This window comes from Shewanella sp. UCD-FRSSP16_17, assembly GCF_001675935.1.
GTDB classification, from domain to species: domain Bacteria; phylum Pseudomonadota; class Gammaproteobacteria; order Enterobacterales; family Shewanellaceae; genus Shewanella; species Shewanella japonica.
The window spans coordinates 193,016-207,111 of the sequence record NZ_LZFV01000013.1 but is presented as its reverse complement, the minus strand read 5'-3'; the positions used below and the strand labels follow the sequence as shown (position 1 = coordinate 207,111).

Genomic DNA, 14,096 nt, shown 5'->3' with positions numbered 1-14,096 from the left:
ATAAGCTGCTAATGACAGTTTTTATCCGCTAATCATACAAAATCCCGCACAAAACCCCTGTTTACGTAAACGTAACCCCCTGAGTGCACAAACATAAAAAAACCTAGAAAACAGCTGCTTAAACTGTACAAAAAAGGGCGAGTAAAGATAAAAGCATGAATTATACGATTACCAGTACTGATTATCCGTCAACTCAACAAAATAAGATGTTTTAATCTCCTCTATCATCAACTTGCTTGAAATTGTTTCATTTTAAACAAATTCAGAAACATGTGATTGAATAAGCAAAAGCTGATACAAATCATCGCACACAAAGTTAAAAAGTATTATCATGCCGCCACATTAAGAATTGGAGTCGATATGAAAATCACAAAACATTCAGCAGTGACTATTCACTACCGCTTAACAGACGCTAATGGCGAACTGATTGAAAGTTCATTTGAAGCAGAACCAATGGTTTACCTTCATGGCACAGAAGGATTAATTCCGGGTCTTGAGGTTGAACTTGAAGGCAAAGTTGCTGGTGATAAATTCGATGCAAATATCCCAACAGAACAAGCTTACGGGGAATACCACGAAGGCCTAAAACAAGAAGTGCCTTTAGAAGCTTTTGGTGATATCAAAGATATCGTTCCAGGTATGCGTTTCATTGCAGAAACAGAAATGGGTCAACGTCCTGTTCAAGTGACAGAAGTAAAAGATACCGTTGTCGTTGTAGACGGCAACCACCCTCTTGCAGGCCAAGCCCTAAACTTCAGTGTCGAAGTGATGGATGTTCGTGAAGCGACAGCTGAAGAAGTGGCTCACGGACATATTCATGCAGCAGGCGGTTGTGGCCATGATCATGCTCATGAACACGAGCAATGTGATACAGAAAAGCCTGGCTGTGATGGCAATGGTGGCTGTGGTTGTCACTAACTCAACAGCGGGTGTAAAGTGCTTAATGCTTAATTCAATGACTTAGGCTCTCAGCACTACGCCAAAAGTTTGAAATCAAAGATACGTTAGCCAATTTCATGGGTAACGTATTTTTTTTAAGTTATTATTTAATGAGTATAAAAAAACAGCAGTGAGTATCGACAAAGATTATAGCGTTAATTTTTGATACTAACTGATGATTAATAACAAGCGACGGAGTGCTTATGTTAATTAAACCAATCTATGAAATCCTACCATTAACTTATCTGGTTATTGGGGCAGGAAGTGTTGCCCTATTAAAAGAACCTTATGCCATCATAGCATCGTTGTTGGTATATTTTTATGGCGCTCACATTTGGAATCAACGCTCGCGTAACCGTCGAACCGACAGGAAGCGAAAACGTATCGATGGGATTTTACCTGAGAGTATTTATGGTTATTTACCCTTCATTTACATTATGTCTGCGGGACTTATATTTCGATTCCTACCACGAGATTCAGGTGTCGTAATCTCTATCTGTTTATTGACCTACGGTTTATACATTTTACTGCGCCGAATTAGCTACAGGCACCATAAGGTCCCTGTCGTTAAAATGCAGCGTTGGTAATCAAAATCAGATCAAAATCATCCGACCTTAATGACCCATTTATCATTAACGAGCCTTACAAAATCATATTACGGATCAATTCACGGTGTTCATTATTCATATTTTTTAGATAATTTGAACATCGTGTAATTGTAGCAATACTGACCTGATAATCTGCTGATATTTGTCGCTGACTGAGTTCACCTTGAAGTAGTAATTGGAAAACTTTTAAACGACCTGCAACGGCACTGCGTTCTTCTTCAGTTAATAGCAATTGAAATAACACATTCAACTCGTCTGAATCAGGATAACTCAACACCTTCTCAATCACGGATTCCCAATTTGCGCGCATATTGCTCTCTTTTAGTAATGCTTCAACAGTACAAAGTGTACCAAGTTTTTCTCGATAGAAATAAAAAATTTTGAATCTTTTTTAATATTGCTAAGTTTTACTTTTTTACTTACAAATAGACACAAACAACACTCGCACTCAGTTCAAAATTATGTGTAAAATGTGACATGAACCTAGATGACATTTCTTAACCATATAACTAGAAAATAAGAGAAAGCTTATGAAAAGCCAGATATTAGTAATAGCAGTGAGTGCACTACTTATACCAAGTGTCAATGCGCACAACTTTGAAGATGCAGATGACGCGATTGATTATCGTAAATCAGGATTTAGCTTAATCCGTTACCAATTTGCAGACATGGGTGCCATGTTGAAAGGTAAAAAAGATTTCGATCTTAATGTTTTTCAAACTCGTGCAGCAAACCTTGAAGCGTTAGCAAAAATACCACATGAAGGCTTCATTGATGGTTCTGACAAGGGCGATACTGAAGCGCTAACCAAAATCTGGTCAAACAAAGCTGACTTTGATAGCAAAATGACGACTTTCCAAGAGAATGCCGCTAAGTTATCAGTTGCTGCTCAAAGTGGCGATAAAAAACAAATCAAGCAGGCTTTTGGTAATACCGGCAAGAGCTGTAAAGGTTGCCACGATATGTATAAAAAAGATTAATTAATTTAATTAATCAATACAAATTAAAAGCCCACTACTAAAGTGGGCTTTTTGATCTTAACAAATCAATATCAGAATAATTAAGTATCGATTTATAAGAAAGCAACAATAGGTGCAATTAGCCAATACCCAATTACAGCACTTAATATAAGTACTAAGCTCATCGCTAAGATAGATGAAGCCATTTTCGGCGTATTTGGTAACATGCTTAACTCTTCATCTGACAGCTTTTTATTACCAGAAATCATCGCAGAAACTAAATTATTGCCTCTAATGGCATAAATCAATATGACTGAAATATGGAGGATGATACAAGCTAAAATGACGTTAAAATTGACTTTATGCAACCATGTAAACCAACGACTAACATCTGAAGAAACCATTGAATATAGGGGACCTTCAGTAAATATGTCGTCACTAGAAAATAGACCACTGACCAATTGAAGGCTTAACACGGCCAGCATAAACAATACCATGTAACCACCTAATGGGTTATGACCAACGACTGGTGAAGTCTTTTTTCCAGTAGCATAGGCCATGACTTTTTTAGGGCCTGCAATAAAGTCACTAAAACGGGAAGTTTCACTGCCTATAACACCCCATAACAGCCTAAATATAATCAAAACCATGAAGCTATAGGCACATATTTGATGCCACTCCATTTCTCCACTATCGGCAGTCCACCAAAGTGAAAATAATAACCCAACCGTTAACCAATGGAATAATCGAGTTGGTATGTCCCATACCTTAATTTTCTTTTGTTCTATACTCATATTATTAGTCATCAAAGTTCATAGATTGTTTAGCAGTATAAAGACACTAGACCTGCTCTCATAGAGGTCTTGCGTAAAGAAGCGTAATTTTTTATGTCAATTTAACCGCTTATCAACTCATTTAGGCAAGGCTGTACAAACTAGGTGAGTTCCATGCTTGCCCATTCATTTTTACAGTAACATCGGTTAACTATCAGCAAAAGAGTGACACTCGTAAGCAAAGAAAAAGAGGGGATGGAGCAAGAGAGGATTTATGAGGTCATTTTATTATAAAAAGCGGGTCAAAAATGAATCATCACTTGGAGGCGTAAGTCATGTTATCCATTCCAATATGAGCCGATTAAAACAGGAATTCAAGCAATTTTACTGAGTTTTTTACCAAAAACGTCTAAGCGATCAAATATGAATCAAACAGTCTATTATTGGATTAAAAACGTGATCTAGATCACGCTTTTTGTTTATAAGCTTGGTAATCTGAACTTAAGCAAACAACAGAAGGTTCGAAATATGCTGAAAATCACTAGCAAGCAACTTGAAGTCACTGCACCAATTCTTGAACGTATTGAAGGACAGTTTGAAAAACTCACACGACACGATATTCAATTAATTAACCCACACGTTATCATCACTCAGGAAAAGCAGATCTTTAAAATTGAGTCTTCTGTAGGCTTGCCAAGTGGAGAATTATTTGCCCAGGCGAAAAACGAGAACCTTTACGCAGCAATTACTGCAATGGGTAAAAAGCTGGAAAAACAGCTAAATCGCCTGACCCACAAACCACAAGCTCAACGTCACGTTTCGCCAATGGCTGAAACCGATAATGATTTTGAGTATGACTACAAGGAGGAAACAGCAGCTTGACGATCAATTTACATAACAACCAAGAGCGCATCCTCGGATGCGCTTTTTTATGCCTTTAGCATTAATAACCTCAGTTTATCGATAATCTTGAGCATAATTTAATTGACACAACCTGCTCTGCACTTTAGTTTTAATGACATGAACAAATTCATTCCAAGCAATTTTATTTTCTTTTTTATTCAGCCCCCACATTGAGGCGGATTTTTTGTGTAAAAACGAAAATGAAATTAGAAGCCTCCCACTTGGGGGGCTTTTTATTAATTTATTCCTGATGCATACGGCAGTAAGTATCTCTAAGCAGTCTTTATAGAGGCAATAATGAAAAAAACGCCAGAATTAAATCAAACCCGAGAGCAAATCACTGCCCTAGACAAAGAGTTACTATCACTTCTCTCAAAGCGAAGAAGTTTAAGCTTGGATGTTGCACGTAGTAAGGAAGTCGATGTCAGACCTATCCGAGATACCAAACGTGAAAAAGAACTACTTGCAAGACTGGTGCAACAAGGTCGAGAACACGGTTTAGACGCCCATTTTGTTATCTCTTTATATCAAAGCATTATCGAAGACTCTGTACTTAATCAGCAAGCATATCTTCACGGTCGTGCTAACCCTGAAATTCAACAACCCCAATCTACTATTGCGTATCTAGGCGCTCGCGGTTCTTATTCTTATTTAGCTGCCAGCCGTTTTTGCCAACGCAGACAAGTGGAAATGATTGATTTAGGCTGTCAGAGCTTTGATGAAATCGTTAAATCCGTAGAACTTGGTCATGCTGACTTAGGTTTTCTGCCTATAGAAAATACTTCATCAGGCTCCATCAATGAAGTTTACGATGTTTTACAACACACTTCTCTTTCTATTGTCGGTGAAACGACCATTGAAGTGGGTCATTGCTTATTGACCAAAGACGGAGCAAGCCTAGAAGATATCAAAACAGTATTTGCTCACCCGCAACCTATTAGCCAATGCAGTCACTGGCTATCACAACACCCTAAATTAACCTTGGCATATTGCTCAAGTAGTGCTGAAGCGATGCAAAATGTCATTGATGCTGACGATAATAGCGTTGCTGCTATTGGTAGTGCAGAAGGCGGAGCGCTTTATCAGCTAAGTGCGGCTGAAAACGGTTTAGCAAATCAAAAAATAAATCAAAGCCGTTTTATTGTTGTGGCAAGAAAAGCGGTCGATGTACCTTCTCAGTTACCCGCTAAAACAACCTTGATTATGGCTACAGGCCAAAAACCTGGTGCGCTAGTTGAAACGCTACTCGTACTCAAAGCTCATAATATCAATATGAGTAAATTAGAGTCTCGCCCTATTCCTGGAACCCCTTGGGAAGAGATGTTTTATTTAGATGTTGATGCAAACTTAGCGACTGCAGAGCTTCAACAAGCGCTTAAAGAATTAGAACGCTTAACACGCTTTATTAAAGTGCTAGGTTGTTACCCATGCGAAACGGTAAAACCGACTCAATTAAATAATAGTCAATTACTTATCGAGCCCGTCAGCTCAAAAGAAACCAGTGAAAAAAGCAACACTCTCGATGATGCCCCAAAGCATTCCACTTTATATCGCCAGCAAAAAACGGTCATAGAGGTTAAACAATTCAACGTCGGCAAAGGCGAGTTTGCGGCCATTAAACAACTTGATATTCCAATGGCGAATGATGCCTTTGCTGCACAAGTGAAACAAATCAAAGAAACAGGATATCAAGCAGTGTTAATGCTAAATACTGCAACAGAAAGTGTTTCCTTATCTGAGATGAAGCAATACTGTCACTTACTAGACCAAGCAGGCTTAACTAGCGTCGTGGAAGTAAATTCAGTCAGCGAGATTAACGACACGGTGAAAGTAGCTGATATGGTCTACATTTCAGGCAAAGAAATGTATAACGATGAATTATTATGTTCTGCGGGCTCAGTGACAACGCCAGTATTGTTAGAGCGAAATACGATGGCGAGCACCGCTGACTGGCTTGCATCGGCAAACAAAATCCTGACGCAAGGTAATCAGCAATTAATACTCGTTGAAGCTGGTGTAAGAAGCTTTACAACACCAGAGCAATTATCTCTAGATCTTGCAGGCTTAATTGAAGTTATCGCACAAAGCCACTTACCAATACTTGGGAACACTAGTTTTGCAGTTGAAGATAATCTCGTCAGTCAACAAGCTAAAGCGATTAAACAGCTAAGTGCAAACGGACTGATTATAGGCAATAAGCAACTAACCGACACAGCACAACAAACTGAACTTTTACATCAATTGCATCAATAGCAAACTTGTTATTAAAATCTAACTTCTGTTAGCTTTAGTTAGCTAAATTAACAAGCAACAAAAAACCGAACTAAAGAGTTCGGTTTTTTATTTTTAGTCTTACTGTATTTGATCTTACTTTAGGTGCAAGGCTTTAGCCGTTGTTTAGTACATATTCACACTGTCATTTAGCCCTAACCAACCTTTAAAAATACGGTAGCTAAACCAAGTTAAAGCAGCCAAAAAAATCGGGATGCTGAGCCAGAGCAAAGGAATAAAGTAACCAATCAACAATAAAGTGACTAACCCAGTAATACTGTTACGCTGCCAACGTAAATGCGATGACAGCAATGAATGTGTCGCTATATTAGTTTGTGACAGGTTAATCAATAAACTAAAGAAAACAGGCAAAAAGAACAATGGAAATGCGCTCATGAGCGCGTATAAAAAGTGGCCGAGTGATAAATCTTCTGCGGTATAAACCTCAGTCTCTGTCATCAGACTTCACTCCTATTCACGTTAAATTTAAGGGAGTTACTCAGCGTAACTCCCTTATAACCATAATCCTAGTTTCGTCATTTCGCAATATTTAGCTGACTTTTACAACCGAATTGAAACTAATTCGTTTTCATATCATTAACTGACTGCAACATTGCACGACTTTCATGTTGAAATTGTGGAGCAAAATCACCGAACCATTTAGCCACATCTTTAAACTGGGCAACAAAAGCCTCACGATTACCAGTTTGAAGTAATGTCAGCGCATCACGATAATTATCAAGATAATCACTAATCGCAACTTGGCTGCCTTCTTGTGCAAATATTATATCGGCATACAACTCAGGATCTTGAGCAAACAAGCGACCAACCATCGCTAACTCAAGACGGTAAATCGGAGAACTAAACTGCAATAAACTCTCAATATCAGCCTCTTCTTTACACAAATTCACCCCATAAACAAAACTGGAAAAATGGCGCATTGCTTGAACTAACTGCATGGCTTTATCATGCTTTTCGGCATTTTCATTGACAATTCGAGCCCCCCAAATGGTTATTTGCTCAAGTAGCCATTGATAAGACTCCGCTCCACGGCCATCACAGACAACCACAACTTGTTTCGCTAAACTGCCGACATCAGGACCAAACATTGGATGTAAGCCAACTACAGGGCCTTTATGGGCTGCTAACATTGCATTTAACGGTTCAGACTTAATAGATGTTAAATCAGCTAATATGCACTGCTCAGGTAAGTTATTTAATTTGTCTCTGATCAGATCGCATGTAATCTTGATAGGCACAGTGACAATCACCATTCCAGCACCATCAAAAAGTTCATCAGCACGATGCCAATCATCTTTATCTAAGCTTTTAACTTGATAACCAGACAGGGTCAGCATTTGACTAAAAAGCCCACCTAATTGACCTTCGCCACCCACAATAACAATATGACCAAGATCCGTTTTAACCTGCTTGAAACCAACATCCTTCTCATTTAAATAAGACTCACGCATTAAACGACGCAAAATATCTTCAATAAGTTGAGGAGAAATATCCATCTCACTCGCCTCTTTACGGCGTTTAGCCAGCATTGAAGCTTCACGTTGCGGAGCATAAATTGGGACACCTGCAGCATGCTTAACCGTGCCGACTTGCGCAACAAGATCTAAGCGCTTTCGTAGCAAGTTCAATAACTGCTTATCTACGCCATCTATTAACTCTCGTAAATTTTCTAAATCTAATGTCGTTTTTTCGTTCATGGTAGTTCAATCTCTGCAGTATTGGTCAACTACTTAGCCGCAAAGCGAGTAGGTAAAATTGCTTTTAATGATTCAGCATTACGACGCAATAATGACTCAGTCGTCGCCCAATTGATACATGAATCTGTGACAGATACGCCATAAGCAAGCTCGGGTAATGGTTTATCGCAAGCTTGATTTCCTTCATTTAAATGGCTTTCTAACATCACACCAATTACAGAGCGGTTTCCGTCGGCGATTTGCTGAAACACATCTTCGCAGACTAAGGTTTGTCTTGTGTAATCTTTAGATGAATTACCATGACTACAGTCAATGATTAATCGCGCATTCAGTTTGGCTTTATGTAATTGCTCTTCACAAACAGCGACACTTTCTGCGTCATAGTTTGGGGTTTTACCACCACGTAAGATAACATGCCCGTCTGGGTTACCTGCCGTTTGCAATAATGATACTTGCCCTTGTTGGTTAATCCCCATAAAGCGATGACTACTGGCAGCTGACTTTAATGCGTTAATAGCCACATCTAGTTTGCCATCAGTACCATTTTTGAATCCCACCGGCATAGATAAGCCCGATGCCATTTCACGGTGGGTTTGCGACTCAGTCGTTCTTGCTCCAATAGCAGACCAAGTAACTAACTCTGACATGTATTGCGGACTAATTGGATCAAGTGCTTCTGTTGCCACAGGCAATTCAAGCTCTGCAAGCCAAATCATCAGCTCACGCGCCATTCTTAAACCTTTCTCTACATCAAATGATTCATTCATATCAGGATCATTAATAAGCCCTTTCCAGCCTACTGTAGTGCGAGGTTTTTCGAAGTACACTCGCATTAAGATGTAAAATTCACCACTTAACTCATCGTGAAGTTTTTTAAGTTTTAATGCATATTCTTTTGCTGCATCGATGTCATGAATAGAGCAAGGACCGGTCACGATTAGCACACGATTGTCGCGCTTATGAACAATATCCGCCACCGTTTGGCGAGCATCTAAAATATATTGATAAGCATGATCTGATAACGGTAACTCATTTTTTAACTCAGCTGGCGTAACCAACACCTTTTCAGAACTAATGTGGACGTTATTAATCGTATCTTGTTGCATGCTCTATACTCACTTCTGTTCGTGTTAACTCTATCTAAAAATACCACTGTAACGCTACACCATTACAAAGTTGAGCTAACTATGCCTTGTTCAAGTTCACTTGGCAACCTAAAAATTTTTAATTTTGACTAATAAAACAAAAACCCGCCATATAGGCGGGTTGTTGTGCGAACACTGCATCTAATTTTTCAAGCGGGTAACTATTACTTAGTTGCCAACTTCTCACGGATACGTGCAGATTTACCTGAACGCTCACGTAGGTAGTAAAGCTTAGCACGACGAACACGACCGCGACGCTTAACTTCGATGCTAGCTACTAGTGGACTGTGAGTTTGGAAACCACGCTCAACACCTTCGCCATTAGAGATTTTACGTACAGTGAATGCAGAGTGAAGACCACGGTTACGCTTAGCGATTACCACACCTTCGAACGCCTGTAGACGCTCTTTTTCACCTTCTTTAACACGAACTTGAACGACTACTGTATCACCAGCACCAAATTCAGGTACGTCAGTTTTCATTTGCTCATCGTTGAGCATTTTAATGATATTGTTCATAACTTACTCCGTTCTAGGATTAACTGAGCTTCGACTAAACAGGCTTGTCTAAATTGTTAACAAACTCTGCTAAAAGAGTCTTTTGTTCGCCAGTCAGAGCTAGATTTTCAAATAATTCTGGTCGTCGTAAAAAAGTCCTACCAAGACTTTGTTGCAACCGCCAGAGTCTAATTTTTTCGTGGTCACCGCTTAACAACACTGCCGGAACACCAACACCATCCAAGTTTTCAGGGCGAGTATAGTGAGGACAATCCAATAAACCATCAGAGAAAGAATCTTGCTCTGCTGATGCTTGCTTACCTAGTACACCAGGTACTAGCCTTGCAACTGAATCAATGAGAGTCATCGCAGGTAATTCTCCGCCCGAAAGCACATAATCACCAATTGACCATTCTTCATCAACTTCAGATTGGATGATACGTTCATCAACACCTTCGTATCGACCACATACCAGTACCAAACTCGATGATTGACTTAACTCACTGACACCTTGCTGATCCAGCTTGCGTCCTTGAGGCGATAAGTAAATCACCTTCGCACCGTCACCTGCAGCTGCTTTCGCAGCATGAATCGCATCGCGTAACGGTTGCACCATCATCAACATACCAGGACCACCACCGTAAGGACGGTCATCAACAGTATTATGTCGATCATGTGTGAAATCACGAGGATTCCATGTTTGCAACTCTAACAGTCCGTTTTTAACGGCTCGACCCGTCACTCCAAAGTCTGTAACAGCACGAAACATCTCAGGAAACAGGGTTACAACCCCTAACCACATATGTTGTACCTCGACTTAAAAGTCTGGATCCCAATCCACTAATATCTGTTTACTTTGCACATTCACCTCAAGGATGAACTGCTCAGGGACAAAGGGAATCATGCGTTCCGCTTTGCCAAAAGCATCTTTAACGTTAGCTTTAACAAGTAACACGTCGTTAGATCCTGTTTCCACGATCTGGTCAACACTGCCCATGTCATAGCCTTTAGTGTTTGTCACAGTACAACCAATTAAGTCACGCCAGTAGAATTCATCTTCTGACAAGTCTTTAATTTGGTCATGCTGGATGGCAATCTCACAGTTAGTAAGCAGTTGCGCATCTTCTCGGTTGTTTACGCCTTCAAGACAAGCAACAATTGCTTTACCTTGATAACGCCACTGAGCGACCTTAACTTCACGCCATTCACCTTGTTCTTTAATTAGCCAAGGCGAATAATCAAAAATACCTTCAACAGAATCGGTATAAGAAGTGATTTTCATCCAACCTTTAATACCATGACTAGAACCAATTTTGCCTAGTACGATGGGTTGTTGATTACTACTCATCTATTTATACCTTAACGCTATTAAGCAACAGCTTTACGAGCGTCTTTGATCAACTTTGCTACGCGTTCTGAAGTTGCTGCACCAGTAGCAACCCAGTGATCTACACGGTCTAGATCTAAACGTAAAGTTTCTTCTTGGCCTTTAGCTAAAGGGTTGAAAAAACCAACACGTTCGATGAAACGACCGTCACGAGCATTGCGGCTATCAGCAACAACGATATTGTAAAATGGACGCTTTTTTGCGCCGCCACGAGCTAAACGAATGGTAACCATGCGTTTTAATTCCTCTAATGATTTGCTAGTTAGCAAAATAAAAACTGGGACTCCGTGTTCGCGAAGGGCCCCAGAGAAAGCCGCAAGATTTTACCTGATTTTACAATTAATGCAACCAAATCCGTCGTTTTTTAAACCAAGACATTTAAGGTTGCATCAATGAAAACTCAATCTTTACGGGACAAATTGAAAAGTCTTTGTTGAATAAGGCTACGAATCAACGTCCTGGGAACTTCATTCCAGGAGGCATCATTCCGCCCATGCTGCGCATCATTTTCTTCATGCCACCTTTACCAGACATTTTTTTCATCATTTTTTGCATCTGGGTAAACTGTTTCAATAGACGGTTAACGTCTTGAATTTGAGTACCTGAACCTAATGCAATGCGGCGCTTACGCGATCCTTTGATAATATCTGGACGTTGGCGTTCGCCAGGCGTCATAGAGTTAATAATGGCTTCCATTTGATTGGTCATTTTACCATCTTGAACTTGAGCTAATGCTTCTGGTGGAAGTTGGCCTACACCAGGCAGTTTCTCAATCATGCCCATCATGCCGCCCATGTTTTTCATTTGCTGCAGTTGTTCACGAAAATCTTCAAGGTCGAATCCACCACCAGACTTCACTTTCGAAGCCAGCTTCATCGCTTTTTCTTTATCAACACCACGCTCAACTTCTTCAATCAGGGACAATACATCGCCCATACCAAGAATACGTGATGCTATACGTTCAGGATGGAAAGGTTCTAGTGCATCGGTTTTTTCACCAACACCTAAGAACTTAATTGGTTTACCGGTAATGTTTCTGATAGATAGTGCGGCACCACCACGAGCATCACCATCAACTTTTGTCAGAATGACACCCGTTAACGGTAGCGCTTCATTAAATGATTTTGCCGTATTAGCTGCGTCTTGACCTGTCATTGCATCAACAACAAATAAAGTCTCAACAGGGTTAATCGTGGCATGGAGATCTTTAATCTCATCCATCATAGCTTCATCAACATGGAGTCGACCCGCAGTATCGACTATCACCACATCAATGAACTTTAATTTCGCATGAGCAATAGCCGCCTTTGCGATATCAACAGGCTTTTGGCTAACATCTGATGGGAAAAATTCAACTTCAACTTCAGTTGCTAGTGTTTCTAACTGTTTGATCGCTGCAGGACGATAGACGTCAGCGCTGACCACCAGTACAGATTTCTTTTCACGCTCACGCAAAAATTTCGCTAATTTAGCGACACTGGTCGTTTTACCCGCCCCTTGTAAGCCGGCCATCATTAATACTGCAGGAGGTTGAGCGGCTAAATCTAAAGCTTCATTCGCCTCACCCATTGCCTTTTCAAGTTCATTTTGGACAATTTTAATGAATGCTTGTCCTGGACTTAAACTTTTAGAGACTTCTTGACCTACGGCACGCTCTTTTACGCTATTAACAAATTGGCGTACAACGGGCAATGCAACATCAGCCTCAAGTAGTGCCATACGCACTTCTCGCAAGGTTTCTTTAATGTTGTCTTCGGTTAAGCGACCACGACCACTAATATTCTTGAGGGTGCGCGACAGTCTGTCGGATAGATTCTCAAACATGCTCTGCTGTTTACCTTAAAACGATTCGATAATTGGCGCCTATTATACCCAAACTACTTCAAGATGCGAGATTAGCCTTCAGACAGAGTATTGATGTAGGTCATTATTCGTAAATTATTTGGCGTTAAATGGAGGAAACTGTTAAATTTTGGGTCTTAGGTCACTGCCCTAATGACCTTGGTTCATGTTAATCTAAGATAAATAATTTTGTGCTGATTTTATTTTTAAAAACAACCTGCACTACTAACTTGATAGGTTTATTCCAGATGGTCATTTTTTCAGCTTCGGCTATGTTGTTTTACTGCATCGCACTTGTACTTGTTACAAGTCGATTGTTTCATGCAGAAGGACCCAACCGTAAATTAGTCGCAATCTTTGCTTCTATTGCAGTTGTGCTTCATGGCATAGCGCTATCACAAACCATTTATACCGCAGAAGGGCAGAACTTTAGTTTAACGAATGTCATTTCGTTAGTTAATTGGATCATTGCCTTTAGCTTCACCATCATAATGCACCGTTTAAAAGTGATTGTTGTCGTGCCTGTGGTTTATGCTTGTTCGGTAATATCAGTTGCCGTACTTTGGTTAATTCCACCACAGTACATTATTCATTTTGATGGCCACCCAGAAATACTCGCTCATATTGTTTTATCATTAATGGCGTATAGTGCCCTGATGATTGCCGCACTTTATGCGATTCAACTATGGCTAATTCAAAATAAATTAAAAAACAAAAAGACCATGATGAGCCCTGGTATGCCGCCATTAATGACGGTTGAAAAGCAGTTATATCACCTGGTTACTATTGGTGTGATGTTACTAACCTTATCTTTAGCAACAGGCTTTATCTTTTTAGAAGACATGTTTGAAGACGGTAAAGGCCATAAAGCGATTTTATCTATTCTCGCTTGGGTCGTGTACAGCATCATGTTATGGCAGCATTACACTATCGGTTGTCGTATTCGCACTGCCGTTATTTATACGCTTTCAGGGGCTGCCTTACTATCGCTTGCTTATTTTGGCGCACGAATAGTAACCGAGCTCATTTTGCGATAACCCGATAATTATTTAAT

General features: G+C 40.0%; 16 protein-coding genes and 1 other annotated feature. Of the genes, 6 read left to right on the top strand and 10 right to left on the bottom strand.

Translation table 11 applies throughout. From position 1 onward, the window contains the following. The first annotated feature begins 360 nt into the window (after nucleotides 1–360). Nucleotides 361–918 carry an FKBP-type peptidyl-prolyl cis-trans isomerase gene (locus A9267_RS10000; RefSeq protein ID WP_065109044.1) on the top strand — a complete coding sequence of 186 codons (558 nt, stop codon included), beginning with the start codon at nucleotides 361–363 and terminating at the stop codon, nucleotides 916–918. A gap of 224 nt (nucleotides 919–1,142) precedes the next feature. Next, nucleotides 1,143–1,526 carry a hypothetical protein gene (locus tag A9267_RS09995; RefSeq protein WP_055025617.1) on the top strand — a complete coding sequence of 128 codons (384 nt, stop codon included), beginning with the start codon at nucleotides 1,143–1,145 and terminating at the stop codon, nucleotides 1,524–1,526. Nucleotides 1,527–1,581: 55 nt separating this feature from the next. Here the strand turns inward: A9267_RS09995 and trpR are convergent, their stop codons facing one another. Next, nucleotides 1,582–1,857, bottom strand: a complete 276-nt coding sequence (trpR, locus tag A9267_RS09990) for a trp operon repressor (RefSeq protein WP_055025616.1) — start codon at nucleotides 1,855–1,857, stop codon at nucleotides 1,582–1,584. A gap of 220 nt (nucleotides 1,858–2,077) precedes the next feature. Between trpR and A9267_RS09985 the strand changes: the two genes are divergently transcribed. Next, on the top strand, nucleotides 2,078–2,527 hold the full coding sequence (locus A9267_RS09985; RefSeq protein ID WP_065109043.1) for a c-type cytochrome: 450 nt from the start codon (nucleotides 2,078–2,080) through the stop codon (nucleotides 2,525–2,527). 92 nt (nucleotides 2,528–2,619) lie between these two features. On the opposite strand, the gene A9267_RS09980 is transcribed toward A9267_RS09985, so the two are convergent. Further along, nucleotides 2,620–3,300: a cytochrome b/b6 domain-containing protein gene (locus tag A9267_RS09980; RefSeq protein ID WP_065109238.1), complete on the bottom strand. Its 681-nt coding sequence runs from the start codon at nucleotides 3,298–3,300 to the stop codon at nucleotides 2,620–2,622. A 507-nt stretch (nucleotides 3,301–3,807) separates the two neighbouring features. On the opposite strand from A9267_RS09980, the gene hpf reads away from it, so the two are divergent. Continuing rightward, nucleotides 3,808–4,161, top strand: a complete 354-nt coding sequence (gene hpf, locus A9267_RS09975) for a ribosome hibernation-promoting factor, HPF/YfiA family (RefSeq protein ID WP_055025657.1) — start codon at nucleotides 3,808–3,810, stop codon at nucleotides 4,159–4,161. Nucleotides 4,162–4,306: 145 nt separating this feature from the next. Next, nucleotides 4,307–4,420: a sequence feature (Phe leader region), on the top strand. A gap of 59 nt (nucleotides 4,421–4,479) precedes the next feature. Then, on the top strand, nucleotides 4,480–6,435 hold the full coding sequence (locus A9267_RS09970) for a chorismate mutase (RefSeq protein ID WP_065109042.1): 1,956 nt from the start codon (nucleotides 4,480–4,482) through the stop codon (nucleotides 6,433–6,435). A gap of 144 nt (nucleotides 6,436–6,579) precedes the next feature. On the opposite strand, the gene A9267_RS09965 is transcribed toward A9267_RS09970, so the two are convergent. The 8 genes from A9267_RS09965 to ffh form a co-directional block, all read right to left on the bottom strand. Next, entirely contained in the window at nucleotides 6,580–6,912 is a 333-nt protein-coding gene (locus A9267_RS09965; protein ID WP_055025613.1) for a hypothetical protein, read from the bottom strand. Between the two features lie 119 nt (nucleotides 6,913–7,031). Next, a complete protein-coding gene (gene tyrA / locus A9267_RS09960) occupies nucleotides 7,032–8,171 on the bottom strand; it encodes a bifunctional chorismate mutase/prephenate dehydrogenase (RefSeq protein WP_055025612.1) in 1,140 nt (379 codons plus the stop codon). 29 nt (nucleotides 8,172–8,200) lie between these two features. Then, nucleotides 8,201–9,277: a 3-deoxy-7-phosphoheptulonate synthase gene (locus tag A9267_RS09955; RefSeq protein ID WP_065109041.1), complete on the bottom strand. Its 1,077-nt coding sequence runs from the start codon at nucleotides 9,275–9,277 to the stop codon at nucleotides 8,201–8,203. 203 nt (nucleotides 9,278–9,480) lie between these two features. Continuing rightward, nucleotides 9,481–9,834 (bottom strand): 50S ribosomal protein L19, encoded by a 354-nt coding sequence (gene rplS, locus A9267_RS09950; protein ID WP_055025610.1) that lies wholly within the window; start codon nucleotides 9,832–9,834, stop codon nucleotides 9,481–9,483. Between the two features lie 34 nt (nucleotides 9,835–9,868). After that, the gene (trmD, locus tag A9267_RS09945; RefSeq protein WP_055025609.1) at nucleotides 9,869–10,615 is read right to left on the bottom strand and encodes a tRNA (guanosine(37)-N1)-methyltransferase TrmD; all 747 of its coding nucleotides are present in this window, start codon (nucleotides 10,613–10,615) and stop codon (nucleotides 9,869–9,871) included. 15 nt (nucleotides 10,616–10,630) lie between these two features. After that, nucleotides 10,631–11,161: a ribosome maturation factor RimM gene (gene rimM, locus A9267_RS09940; RefSeq protein ID WP_055025608.1), complete on the bottom strand. Its 531-nt coding sequence runs from the start codon at nucleotides 11,159–11,161 to the stop codon at nucleotides 10,631–10,633. Between the two features lie 20 nt (nucleotides 11,162–11,181). Next, nucleotides 11,182–11,433, bottom strand: a complete 252-nt coding sequence (gene rpsP / locus A9267_RS09935; protein WP_055025607.1) for a 30S ribosomal protein S16 — start codon at nucleotides 11,431–11,433, stop codon at nucleotides 11,182–11,184. A 217-nt stretch (nucleotides 11,434–11,650) separates the two neighbouring features. Then, nucleotides 11,651–13,024 (bottom strand): signal recognition particle protein, encoded by a 1,374-nt coding sequence (gene ffh, locus A9267_RS09930; protein WP_055025606.1) that lies wholly within the window; start codon nucleotides 13,022–13,024, stop codon nucleotides 11,651–11,653. A gap of 266 nt (nucleotides 13,025–13,290) precedes the next feature. On the opposite strand from ffh, the gene A9267_RS09925 reads away from it, so the two are divergent. After that, the gene (locus tag A9267_RS09925) at nucleotides 13,291–14,079 is read left to right on the top strand and encodes a cytochrome C assembly family protein (RefSeq protein WP_055025605.1); all 789 of its coding nucleotides are present in this window, start codon (nucleotides 13,291–13,293) and stop codon (nucleotides 14,077–14,079) included. The last annotated feature ends 17 nt before the right edge of the window (nucleotides 14,080–14,096 follow it).

Excerpts from the sequence above, each read along its gene's own strand:
- rpsP (WP_055025607.1), bottom strand. The coding sequence starts at position 11,433 with ATGGTTACCATTCGTTTAGCTCGTGGCGGCGCAAAAAAGCGTCCATTT.
- hpf (WP_055025657.1), top strand. The coding sequence starts at position 3,808 with ATGCTGAAAATCACTAGCAAGCAACTTGAAGTCACTGCACCAATTCTT.
- A9267_RS09955 (WP_065109041.1), bottom strand. The coding sequence starts at position 9,277 with ATGCAACAAGATACGATTAATAACGTCCACATTAGTTCTGAAAAGGTG.
- A9267_RS10000 (WP_065109044.1), top strand. The coding sequence starts at position 361 with ATGAAAATCACAAAACATTCAGCAGTGACTATTCACTACCGCTTAACA.
- A9267_RS09985 (WP_065109043.1), top strand. The coding sequence starts at position 2,078 with ATGAAAAGCCAGATATTAGTAATAGCAGTGAGTGCACTACTTATACCA.
- A9267_RS09995 (WP_055025617.1), top strand. The coding sequence starts at position 1,143 with ATGTTAATTAAACCAATCTATGAAATCCTACCATTAACTTATCTGGTT.
- A9267_RS09965 (WP_055025613.1), bottom strand. The coding sequence starts at position 6,912 with ATGACAGAGACTGAGGTTTATACCGCAGAAGATTTATCACTCGGCCAC.
- A9267_RS09970 (WP_065109042.1), top strand. The coding sequence starts at position 4,480 with ATGAAAAAAACGCCAGAATTAAATCAAACCCGAGAGCAAATCACTGCC.
- tyrA (WP_055025612.1), bottom strand. The coding sequence starts at position 8,171 with ATGAACGAAAAAACGACATTAGATTTAGAAAATTTACGAGAGTTAATA.
- A9267_RS09980 (WP_065109238.1), bottom strand. The coding sequence starts at position 3,300 with ATGAGTATAGAACAAAAGAAAATTAAGGTATGGGACATACCAACTCGA.
- trmD (WP_055025609.1), bottom strand. The coding sequence starts at position 10,615 with ATGTGGTTAGGGGTTGTAACCCTGTTTCCTGAGATGTTTCGTGCTGTT.
- rimM (WP_055025608.1), bottom strand. The coding sequence starts at position 11,161 with ATGAGTAGTAATCAACAACCCATCGTACTAGGCAAAATTGGTTCTAGT.
- rplS (WP_055025610.1), bottom strand. The coding sequence starts at position 9,834 with ATGAACAATATCATTAAAATGCTCAACGATGAGCAAATGAAAACTGAC.
- ffh (WP_055025606.1), bottom strand. The coding sequence starts at position 13,024 with ATGTTTGAGAATCTATCCGACAGACTGTCGCGCACCCTCAAGAATATT.
- trpR (WP_055025616.1), bottom strand. The coding sequence starts at position 1,857 with ATGCGCGCAAATTGGGAATCCGTGATTGAGAAGGTGTTGAGTTATCCT.
- A9267_RS09925 (WP_055025605.1), top strand. The coding sequence starts at position 13,291 with ATGGTCATTTTTTCAGCTTCGGCTATGTTGTTTTACTGCATCGCACTT.